Source organism: Pseudoselenomonas ruminis, from assembly GCF_008271295.1.
Taxonomy (GTDB): Bacteria; Bacillota; Negativicutes; order Selenomonadales; family Selenomonadaceae; genus Selenomonas_A; species Selenomonas_A ruminis.
Genome location: NZ_VTOY01000028.1, coordinates 1 through 9893 on the forward strand (window position 1 = coordinate 1; position 9893 = coordinate 9893).

11 protein-coding genes are annotated in these 9893 nt (G+C 52.0%); 9 read left to right on the plus strand and 2 right to left on the minus strand.

Annotation, left to right across the window (positions count from 1 at the left end; genetic code table 11):
• The first annotated feature begins 239 nt into the window (after positions 1-239).
• From FZ040_RS13685 to FZ040_RS13720, 8 genes are all read left to right on the plus strand, one after another.
• Complete coding sequence (locus FZ040_RS13685) at positions 240-731, plus strand: PTS sugar transporter subunit IIB (protein ID WP_149172517.1); 492 nt, start codon at positions 240-242, stop codon at positions 729-731.
• A gap of 100 nt (positions 732-831) precedes the next feature.
• Positions 832-1635: a PTS mannose/fructose/sorbose transporter subunit IIC gene (locus FZ040_RS13690; protein WP_033171231.1), complete on the plus strand. Its 804-nt coding sequence runs from the start codon at positions 832-834 to the stop codon at positions 1633-1635.
• Between the two features lie 15 nt (positions 1636-1650).
• Positions 1651-2475 (plus strand): PTS mannose transporter subunit IID, encoded by an 825-nt coding sequence (gene manZ / locus FZ040_RS13695; protein WP_149172518.1) that lies wholly within the window; start codon positions 1651-1653, stop codon positions 2473-2475.
• 123 nt (positions 2476-2598) lie between these two features.
• Positions 2599-3570 carry a sugar ABC transporter substrate-binding protein gene (locus tag FZ040_RS13700; protein WP_255448911.1) on the plus strand — a complete coding sequence of 324 codons (972 nt, stop codon included), beginning with the start codon at positions 2599-2601 and terminating at the stop codon, positions 3568-3570.
• A complete protein-coding gene (locus FZ040_RS13705; RefSeq protein ID WP_255448912.1) occupies positions 3570-4895 on the plus strand; it encodes a sensor histidine kinase in 1326 nt (441 codons plus the stop codon). Before FZ040_RS13700 ends, FZ040_RS13705 begins: the two co-directional genes overlap by 1 nt.
• Positions 4892-5563, plus strand: coding sequence for a response regulator transcription factor (locus FZ040_RS13710; RefSeq protein WP_149172519.1), 672 nt, complete (start codon positions 4892-4894; stop codon positions 5561-5563). Before FZ040_RS13705 ends, FZ040_RS13710 begins: the two co-directional genes overlap by 4 nt.
• Positions 5563-6870, plus strand: coding sequence for an ABC transporter substrate-binding protein (locus tag FZ040_RS13715; RefSeq protein WP_255448913.1), 1308 nt, complete (start codon positions 5563-5565; stop codon positions 6868-6870). Before FZ040_RS13710 ends, FZ040_RS13715 begins: the two co-directional genes overlap by 1 nt.
• 12 nt (positions 6871-6882) lie before the next feature.
• Complete coding sequence (locus tag FZ040_RS13720) at positions 6883-7419, plus strand: CYTH domain-containing protein (protein WP_222930970.1); 537 nt, start codon at positions 6883-6885, stop codon at positions 7417-7419.
• 46 nt (positions 7420-7465) lie between these two features.
• Here FZ040_RS13720 and FZ040_RS13725 read toward each other — a convergent pair whose 3' ends face one another.
• Positions 7466-7936 carry a PTS sugar transporter subunit IIA gene (locus FZ040_RS13725; protein WP_149172520.1) on the minus strand — a complete coding sequence of 157 codons (471 nt, stop codon included), beginning with the start codon at positions 7934-7936 and terminating at the stop codon, positions 7466-7468.
• Positions 7937-8050: 114 nt separating this feature from the next.
• Positions 8051-9148: a hypothetical protein gene (locus tag FZ040_RS13730; protein WP_149172521.1), complete on the minus strand. Its 1098-nt coding sequence runs from the start codon at positions 9146-9148 to the stop codon at positions 8051-8053.
• Positions 9149-9292: 144 nt separating this feature from the next.
• Between FZ040_RS13730 and FZ040_RS13735 the strand changes: the two genes are divergently transcribed.
• Positions 9293-9742, plus strand: a complete 450-nt coding sequence (locus tag FZ040_RS13735; RefSeq protein WP_149172522.1) for a metal-dependent hydrolase — start codon at positions 9293-9295, stop codon at positions 9740-9742.
• Positions 9743-9893 lie beyond the last annotated feature (151 nt).

Genomic DNA, 9893 nt, shown 5'->3' on the forward strand with positions numbered 1-9893 from the left:
GGTGGCGAAGAGCTGCTTCGAATAAGGTTCCACTAACCGATAAACTGTAATTTGTTGAGGGAAAAGGGATTTTATGACAAATGTCATATGAAACAATTGAAAGTAGTGACAGAGTTCAGCTGACTTTGACCGTGTTTTCTATTATTATAATTACTGTCAGAAAAATTATAAGTTTAACGCTGTTGCTACGATAGGGGATTTTGGTAGTGACAGCAGGTTTTCCGAAAGGGGAATGACATATGGAAATCGCATTTTGCCGAATCGATGACCGGCTGATTCACGGCCAGGTGGCTACGGTCTGGACGAAGGTAACGGGCTGCAACCGCATCATGTGCTGCAGTGATGAAGTCGCCAAAGATGAGATGCGCAAGAAGCTGCTGCTGCAGGTAGCTCCGCCGGGTATCAAAGCTTACGTCGTACCGGTTGAAAAAGCTTGCGAGGCTTACAAAAACCCGAAATACGACGCCTTCAAGACGCTGTTCCTGTTCACGAAGCCGGCTGATGTAGTCCGTGCTGTGAAAGGCGGTATCCCGTTCAAATCCGTCAATCTCGGCGGCATGACGTACAAAGATGGTGACACGCTCATTTCCAGCGCTGTTGCGGTCAATCCGGACGATGTCAAGGCATTGCTCGAACTGCAGGATATGGGCATCGAAGTCGAAATCCGCAAACTGGCCAATGAGCCAAAGGGCAACCTGATGGAAGCTCTCAAAGCAAAAGGCATGGCATAAGCCACCGCAATTATTTATCGATTTTAGAAAAGAACTGGTCGGTTGGGGATTTTTTGACCGGTTGGGGAAGCAAAAGAAAAGATAGGGGTGTTTATACGTTATGACTACCATACAGTTTATTTTACTGATTGTTGTCGCAGCGGTAGCCGGCATGGGAAGCGTACTGGATGAGTGCCAGTTCCACCGTCCGCTGGTTGCCTGCACGCTGGTTGGTCTCGTTCTTGGTGATATTACTACCGGTATTATTCTTGGCGGTACGCTTGAAATGCTGGCGCTGGGCTGGATGAACGTCGGTGCAGCTATGGCACCGGATGCAGCACTGGCATCGGTCGTTTCCGCAATTCTCGTCATCGTCGGACATCAGAGCATCGGTGCTGGTATCGCACTGGCTGTACCACTCGCTGCTGCTGGCCAGGTACTCACGATTTTCGTTCGTACGATTACCGTTTTCTTCCAGCATCTGGCTGATAAATTCGCTCTTGAGGGCAACGCTTTTGGCATTGAGATGTGCCATATCGGCGGTCTGCTGCTTCAGGGTATCCGCGTAGCTGTTCCGGCTGCTATCGTCGCAGCTGTTGCTGGTACGGATACGGTCAACGCTATGCTCGCTTCCATTCCGGAAGTCATCACGCGCGGCCTGCAGGTTTCCGGCGGTTTCATCGTCGTCGTAGGTTATGCGATGGTCATCAACATGATGAACGCCAAATCGCTCATGCCGTACTTCTTCCTCGGTTTCCTCATTGCCGTATTCACGAACGTCAACCTGATTGGCTTCGGTGCTATCGGTCTCATCTGCGCATACTTCCACATCCGTGGACTTCAGCGTGAGCTGAATGCAGCAGCTGCTGGCAGCACAGGCAGTGGTGATGGTCTTGATGACATCGATGATTCGGAACTGATGTAAGGGGGAGGAACAGTCATGGAAAAGAAACTTAGCAAAGGCGATCTCGTATCGATTTTTATCCGTTCAAACTTCCTGCTCGGCTCCTTCAACTTCGAGCGTATGCAGGCAATCGGCTTCTGCGTGTCGCTTATCCCGGCACTCAAAAAGCTCTACAAAGATGACCCGGAGGAGTATAAACGCTCGCTCAAACGTCATCTCGAATTCTTCAACACGCAGCCGTTCCTGGCTACGCCGATCATGGGCATTATCGCCGCTATGGAAGAGAAAAAAGCCAACGGCGCAGAGATTGGTGAGGATACCCTCTCCGGTGTCAAAGTCGGTCTTATCGGACCGCTGGCTGGTGTCGGTGACCCGATTTTCTGGGGCACGCTTCGTCCGGTTCTGGCCGCTCTCGGTGCTGGTATCGCGCTGACGGGCAGCATCGTCGGCCCGCTGATTTTCTTCGTAGCATTCAACGTCATTCGTCTTCTCACCAACTGGTACGGCGTAATGTACGGCTATGATAAAGGTACGGAACTCGTCAATGAGGTCGGCGGCAACCGCATGCGTTACCTCACGGAAGGTTCCTCCGTTCTCGGTCTGCTCGTCATGGGCGCTCTCGTAGCCAAATGGACGACCGTCAACATGCCGATGGTGCTGTCTTCCTACACGAACAGCCAGGGAGAACAGGTCGTTACGACGGTTCAGAGCCTGCTCGATTCGCTGATGCCTGGCATCGTACCGATGCTGATGACGTTTGCCTGCATGTGGCTCCTCAAAAAAGGCGTCAATCCGCTGGTCATCATCCTCGGCCTCTTCGCTCTCGGCATTGTTGGCTATGCCATTGGCCTCTTTGCATAAAAAAATCACGTATTCCATTATGTAATACAATCCCAACAGAAAGAGCTTCGTTTTTGGGCGAGGCTCTTTTTGTATGCTCATTTTATGCTATAATTGGAATCAAATGAACGAGAAAGGCGGAGTATGATGGACGTGCGGGAGAGGTATTTCTGGGCATTGGTGGGAGCAATGAGCGTGGGGCTGTTTCTTCTGAGTCTGCTGCATATGGCCCAGGGGGATTTGTCCGTGCGGCAGAATGAGCAGCGGCGCAAGTTGGGAGCGGTTTATATGACCTTGAACAATCCCTTTTACGAAGTCGTCGATGAAGAAATCCGCACGGTGGTCGAAAACCACGGCGATGTTTTGATTTCCCGGGACCCGGCACTGTCGGTCGACCGCCAGCGAGAAGAAATCAAGGAACTGATTGCGGAAGGCGTCGAGGTCATTTTCATCAATCCTGTCGACTGGCAGCGGATTGAGCCGGCTCTTGAGGAAGCGTATGCCGCGCATGTGCCGGTCATCGCTATCGATACAAGTGTGCAGGATGAAAAATATGTGGCCTGCACAGTTATGTCAGACAACTATATGGCTGGCGTCCAATGTGCCCAGCATGTCATTGCCAATAACCCCGGCGGCCAGATTGCCCTGCTAAAGCACACGGAAGCGCACTCCTCCGTTGAACGTATTCAGGGTTTCCGTGATACGATAGCAAGTAATCCGGCATTTACCATCGTCGATGAGGAAGAATGCCTGGGCCAGCTGGAAATTGCAATGCCGGCGATGAAACGGATACTGGAACGCCATCCGCAGGTGTCAATTGTCATGGCACTGAATGACCCGGCGGCTATGGGCGCGCTGGCGGCCTTGCAGAATGCCAACCGCATTGGCACGGTCAAGGTCTATGGCGTCGATGGCGTCCCTGAGACGAAGGAAATGATTTTGCAGGGTCACATGACTGCGACGGCCGAGCAGTCGCCACGGCAGATTGGCAAACAGGCGGCCGAGCAGGCGTACCGGCTTCTGGCCGGTGAAAGCGTCCCGCGCGTCATCCAGCTGCCAACCCAGCTTTTGACCCGTGATATTCTGCTGGCAGGCGGCAAGGAGGGCTGGAACTGATGAAAGTGGATTTTGAAGTGATGCGGGAGCAGGCGCGGATTGCCAGCCTTTACCGCTTGCTGGGGATTTATAACGGCCTGGTGGTCTTTCTCATGGCAGGCTTTATGAGCATTACCCAGGAGAAAATCATCAAGAGCATGTCGGCGCGGTCGTTTTTGGAAACCTTGCCGATTGTGCCGATGCCGGCCGGGGAATGTTTTGCCCTTTCGATGGGGTCTTTTTTGCTCCTCGTCGGCCTGGGACATCTTTACCGGCGGGATACGCTGACCGATACCATGCGCTATTTTGTGTTCCTCGCCGAGATTTCGGCCTGCCTGCTCGTGATGCGCAGCCTGAACCTTGCCTATGACGGCGTGGTGCTGCTGGTGGTGGCTGACCTCATGCACCGCTATCAAGGCAAGAACCAGAGCTGGCTTTTGTTAGGTGCCATGTTTGGCCTGTATTTCATCGCCAACTATAATATGGCGGTTTTCCAGGGGCACGTTGCTCCGTTTGATGCTTATGTTTCGTATTATAAGTCTTCGGTACAGGCCATTCTCGTGGCGGTAAAGAATGGTTTCGTGTCGGTAAATATCATCCTGTTTGTCCTGTATCTGGTTTTGCTCGTTCAGAGCAAGCATCAGGAAAAAGAGCGCATTGCCAGCCTGAACAAGCAGCTTGGCGATGCGAATAAGCGCCTGCGTGCCTATGCAATTGAGGCCGAGCGCATGGCCGAGACCCGCGAGCGCAACCGCCTGGCCCGGGAGATTCACGATACGCTTGGTCATGCCTTGACGGGAATCGCGGCCGGGCTGGATGCCTGCATCATTTTGGTCGATGCAGCGCCAGAGGCGGCCAAGAAACAGCTGGCCAAAATCCGGGAAACGGCGCGGCGCGGAATTGTTGATGTCCGCCGTTCGGTCAAGAAACTCCGTCCGGACGATTTGGAGAAACTGCCGCTTCGCCATGCCATTGCCCGCATGGTGGCCGAATTTGCCGAATCCTCCAATATGAAGATAAAGGTCATTGCCCTGGGCTGGCCGGACAATTTGCGCGAAGATGAGGAAGAGGTCATCTACCGCGTAGTGCAGGAGGGCATTACCAATGCCAATCAGCATGGTCATGCGACCGAGGCGATTGTCACGATTGGCACGGAGCCCGGGCGCAACTACATCATCATTGCCGACAACGGCATTGGCTGCAGTGAAGTCGACCCGGGGTTTGGGCTGCGCCACATGAAGGAACGCTTGGGGCTCCTCCATGGGCGGCTGCGCTATTGGAGTGACAACGGCTTTACCTTAGAAGCGACGATTCCCGCTGGGAACAGACAGGAGGATGACAAATGATAAATGTGATGATTGCTGACGACCAGGACCTCATCCGGGAGAGTCTCAAAATCGTCTTGGACCAGAATATGGATATGAAGGTCATCGGTCTGGCGGAAAATGGGCGGCAGCTGATGGAAATGCTGAAAGAAAGCCAGCCGGATGTCATCCTGATGGACGTCCGCATGCCGGAAATCGATGGCGTCAAGGCGACGAAACTCGTCAAGGAACTCTATCCGCAGGTCAAAATCGTGATTCTGACGACCTTTGATGACGATGAATATGTTTATAATGCCTTGAAGTATGGAGCCAGTGGCTATCTGCTCAAAGGTGTATCGGTGCCGGACCTCACCAATGCGATTCGCACAGTGGTCAGTGGCGGCGCGATGATTAACCCCGGCGTAGTAGCCAAGGTGGTAAAACTCTTTAACCAAATGGCGCAGAATAATTTGGCCGTGGAGGCCAAGCCAATCGGCGGAGAAAATCTCACGCGGACCGAGCGCAATATCGCGCATCTCGTGGGGCACGGCCTTTCCAACAAGGAAATTGCCGAACGGCTCAGCCTGTCGGAAGGAACGGTGCGCAATGGCCTTTCCAATGCGCTTTCCAAACTGGACCTCCGCGATCGCACTCAGCTGGCAATCTGGGCGGTGCAGACGGGACTGGCGGCAGCTGAGGTGGACTGCTGATGAGAAGGGATATAAAACGCCAGCTCGCGTTGGTTATGCTGGCGGTATTTTTGATAGCCAGTGTCCTGATATACCAGCGGCAGGAGCCCGATGAGCTGAAGGTGGGCGTCTTCGCCGGCAGCAATTGGGGCGTTCCTGACGGGGATTCTTATGCGGTAATCGACGAGGTTATCAAGATATTTGAACAGGAACATCCGGGCGTCAAGGTGACCTATGTCAGCGGCATCAAAAAGGAAGATTATTCGGAGTGGCTGGCAGAAAAAATGCTGGCCGGCGAAGCGCCAGATGTGTTCATCGTTCCCGGTGATGATTTCAATATGTATGCCTCGATGGGCGCACTTCAGGATTTGACGAATTACGGAAATCAGGATAAGGACTTTTCCTGGACGGCCTATTATCCGGCGGCGCTCAATTATGGCCGTTATGACGAGCGCGTTTATGGCTTGCCCGTCGCCAGTGTGCCGACGCTGATGTTTGTCAATAAGACACTGCTGGCCCGGGAAGGGATTGCGATTCCGAAAAACGATTGGACCTGGCAGGAGTTCTTGGAAATCTGCCGCCGCGTGACCAAGGATAAAGACGGCGATGGCGTTCTGGACCAGTTCGGCGTCTACGACTACGATTGGAAACTGGCGGCGGTAACCAATGGCGTGAAGCTTTTCCGCGATGACGGGCGGGCCTCCTACTTTGCGGATCATCGCGTGGAGGAAGCCATGCAGTTCATGATAAAGCTTCACGATGCGCAGCGGGGGCGTGAAGTCACCGCCAAGGATTTTGACATGGGCCGCGTGGCCTTCCGGCCATTTACCTTTGCCGAGTATCGCACCTATAAACCTTATCCCTGGCGCATCAAGAAATACAGTTCCTTCGAGTGGGACTGCATCAAGCTGCCGGCCGGACCGTCCGGCGACAATGTCTCCAATCTGCAAACGATGCTGATGGGGGTCAATGCCAATTCCCGGCACAAGGAATTGGCTTGGCAGCTCTTGAAGGATATCTGCTATCGGCCAGAGATTCAGCAGATGATGCTGACGAAGACCCAGGGCCTGCCGGTGCGCCGCGATGTCGTGGAATCCAAGGAGTCGCAGGAATTATTTGCCGCCAATGCGCCGGGGTGTGAGGAAATGGACCTGCGGGTGGTAAGTGAAGTCATGGACAAGGCAGTCATGCGGCCGAAGTTCAAAGGTTATGACGAAGCCATGCTGATGGCCGATACGGAGATACAGAAAATCATCGCGGGCATCGTGCCGTTCAACAATGCCCTCAATAAATTACAAAAAGAAATCAATGCATATTTGCAGCAGTGAAGGAGAATCGTTATGGCACCTATTGAAATTGAACGCAAATGGATGGTGACGGGCTGGCCCGAAGTCTTGGCTGATAAGCTTGCCTTTGAACAGAAGATGCGCCAGGGCTATGTATCGGTACGCCCGACGGTTCGCATCCGCGAAGAGGAAACGACGTGTTCACGCAGCGCGCAAAAGCCTTTGCAGGATGAGTTCATTCTTTGTTTCAAGTCAAAGGGACGTCTGTCGCGCAAAGAAGTGGAATTTCCGATTCCTGTGGAGAAATTCCGTGAGATTGAAGACCTCATCGGTGAGCCGCTTATCGGAAAAGTACGGCGGACGTATGAACTGCCAGGTGGCCTTGCGTTGGAGGTCAACCATGTCGACGCGGGCCTGCCAACGGAATTTTGGTATGCCGAAGTGGAATTTGCCAGCGAGGCGGAAGCCAGAAGCTTTGTCCCCGCAGACTATGGTTTAGGCGATTACCTGGCGGAGGATGTAACGGACCAGCCGGGACAGTCGATGGGCGAATATTGGGAAAAAACGCGGCTTCAGAAAATGGGTAAATAAATGACCACACAAAAAGGCTTCCTGCGCTGGAAGCCTTTTTGTGTGGTCATTTTTCATAAGTCAGGATGATGTCCGTTCCCGCAGTCACCAGCTTGTCTGGTGCAGCCGGAGTCAGGTGGCGTACCGTGTCATAATTGACGATGAGTATTGGCGAAATCAGATTGATTTTCCGCTTTTGCAGCAGCGGCAAATCGAGTTTTAAAATCGGTTCGTCGGCTTGGACATGGTCGCCGCGCCGATGCAGCTGGGTAATTCCCTCGCCATTCATGATGACGGTGTCAAGGCCGATATGGACCAGAATCTGTACGCCGTCTGCACGCGTAATGGCAAAGGCGTGCTTGGTGTCAAAGAATAAAGAGATTTCTCCGTCACAGGGTGACAATACCGTGTCGCTGTCATTTAAGATAGCCAATCCGTCACCAGTGAGTTTTTCGGAGAAGACTGGGTCAGGTACGGTGGCAAGGTCGAATACCTTGCCGGAAATGGGCGCGATAAGTTTCTGTTGTTGCTTAGTCATAGTTCTTACCTGCCTTCTTGCAATGCTAGAATAAATGCTTCTTCTACTTACATTGTACTAACTGACGGCAGATTTTTCAAGAAACAGTTGTAAAGTTGTAATGTAAAATCTTTTTTATGGCAGGTTCGGGATGTTTTTGCTGATGGCCGTGTGGCGGATGATATCCTGGACGCGAAGGTCAATGGCCAGTTCCTGCTTGTGCAGGGTCTCTGCCGTGGAGAATTCGGCCTGACTGTTGTCGCGGCAGCCTTTAATGAAGTGCTGCCATGCCTTGATGGTAGTTTCGGTGGAATGCTGGCGTTGACGGGCCAGGTACTGGGCACCGGCAGGAATATCGACTTCGTCGAGTTTCTGCTGGCGCTTTTTCAGTGCGGGAATGACTTCGTTCTCGAGCAGGGCGGCGATTTTCTTGCGCTGCGCTGCCGACAGCTGGCCGCTGCTCGTTGCCGTCAATTGACGGAACCGCCGCTGATACTCTTCGAAGATGCCGTTGTATTCGTCGACAATGCCCTGCGTGTTATCGATGTAGCTGGCGATGTCGGAGTTTTGCAGCGGAGCAATCAAATCAAGGTATTCCTTATAATTCTTGATATAGGAAACCTGCCAGTGGCCGTCTTCAGCCTGTTCCATGACAAGCTGGAGGGTAAATGGCGTCTGGGTGTAGTCCTCCAAAATGTTTAATTCCGCGGTGGCGGTACTGCCATCGTGCTCGATATTGCCAATGCTGACAAATGTGGTATTGCGAAGCTGGCTGCGCTCGATAAAGCGTTCAAAGTCAATACCAAGCTGGCGGCCCTTCAGGATATCCGTGCCGTCAGGCAGGTTCCAGGCTCCCGTTTCGATGCGGGTAAGAGCGGCGTTTTCGAGCCCCATGGAAAGCTGCGGCTTAATCATGATATAGAACTTTTCGAACATGACCTTGCTTTTCGGCGTCAGCGTAGAATCGTAAGCAAACAAATCTACGGTGAGGTCATCATACGCGCGGGAGGATAAGACATCCATATTCACGTATTTTTTGAAGGCGTCGGTATTCCGGTCTTCGATGGCGGTGGATAGCTGCTTCAGGGCATATTCTGGCGTTCGTGTATAAAAGAACGCATACCAGACCGTCATGCTGACCAGCGAAGCAATCAATAGAATAAATAAAAAGAGGTGACGGCGCTGGCGGCGGCGTCTTTGCCGCAGCCGGCGTTTCCAAGTGTAATCATCCATAAATATATTATCTCCTCATTAGAATCATCCCTATTATACTATAAGGGGCAAATGGGAGCAAAAAAAGAAAAAAGAACTGTTAATCGGCGAACACATATGCTAAAATAACAAAAGGAATAACTGTTCGTAATATGAGGAAAAATAATGAAATGGGTCAATCATGAAATCATAACCGGCGTCATCGTCTATGCGATAACGGAAAATCCCCTGGCGGCGCTGTATAGCATGGCCGGTGCCGTGCTGCCGGATAAAATAGAAGGGAATCCCGGCAGCCACTATTGGAGCTGGCGCTGCCGTCATCGCGGCTGGTCGCATTGGCCGATGTTATACATTCTGCTATTGGGGCTGCAGCTGCGGATGATGAAGGGCGGCATGGAATCCTTTACTGACATGGGAATGATTGGAGTCTTTTTCTGTGTGGGCGCATTGCTTCATATAATAGAAGATGCCGTCTGTGGCAAGGTGCCATTCATTACGCCCTGGCAGAAAATTGGCATAAAACTGTTCAAAGTCGGTTCGGTAACGGAGTACTTGTTTTCCATCGTGGTAGTACTTCTTTGCTACCTGCTAAAAGAATTTTTAAAAAGGTGTTGACATATCAGATAAATCCGTGTATCATAATACAAGTCGCTGAGAGATACGGCGGAACAAATTAATCACCAAGCCTTGATTGGCAAGGGATTGAAATAATGTTCTTTCGAAAAGTTTTTAAAAAGAATTTAAAAAGTTCTTGACAGAAACAAAC

Bases quoted from the DNA above. Each gene is read 5' to 3' on its own strand.
- FZ040_RS13685 (WP_149172517.1), top strand. From the start codon at position 240: ATGGAAATCGCATTTTGCCGAATCGATGACCGGCTGATTCACGGCCAG.
- FZ040_RS13690 (WP_033171231.1), top strand. From the start codon at position 832: ATGACTACCATACAGTTTATTTTACTGATTGTTGTCGCAGCGGTAGCC.
- manZ (WP_149172518.1), top strand. From the start codon at position 1,651: ATGGAAAAGAAACTTAGCAAAGGCGATCTCGTATCGATTTTTATCCGT.
- FZ040_RS13700 (WP_255448911.1), top strand. From the start codon at position 2,599: ATGATGGACGTGCGGGAGAGGTATTTCTGGGCATTGGTGGGAGCAATG.
- FZ040_RS13705 (WP_255448912.1), top strand. From the start codon at position 3,570: ATGAAAGTGGATTTTGAAGTGATGCGGGAGCAGGCGCGGATTGCCAGC.
- FZ040_RS13710 (WP_149172519.1), top strand. From the start codon at position 4,892: ATGATAAATGTGATGATTGCTGACGACCAGGACCTCATCCGGGAGAGT.
- FZ040_RS13715 (WP_255448913.1), top strand. From the start codon at position 5,563: ATGAGAAGGGATATAAAACGCCAGCTCGCGTTGGTTATGCTGGCGGTA.
- FZ040_RS13720 (WP_222930970.1), top strand. From the start codon at position 6,883: ATGGCACCTATTGAAATTGAACGCAAATGGATGGTGACGGGCTGGCCC.
- FZ040_RS13725 (WP_149172520.1), bottom strand. From the start codon at position 7,936: ATGACTAAGCAACAACAGAAACTTATCGCGCCCATTTCCGGCAAGGTA.
- FZ040_RS13730 (WP_149172521.1), bottom strand. From the start codon at position 9,148: ATGGATGATTACACTTGGAAACGCCGGCTGCGGCAAAGACGCCGCCGC.
- FZ040_RS13735 (WP_149172522.1), top strand. From the start codon at position 9,293: ATGAAATGGGTCAATCATGAAATCATAACCGGCGTCATCGTCTATGCG.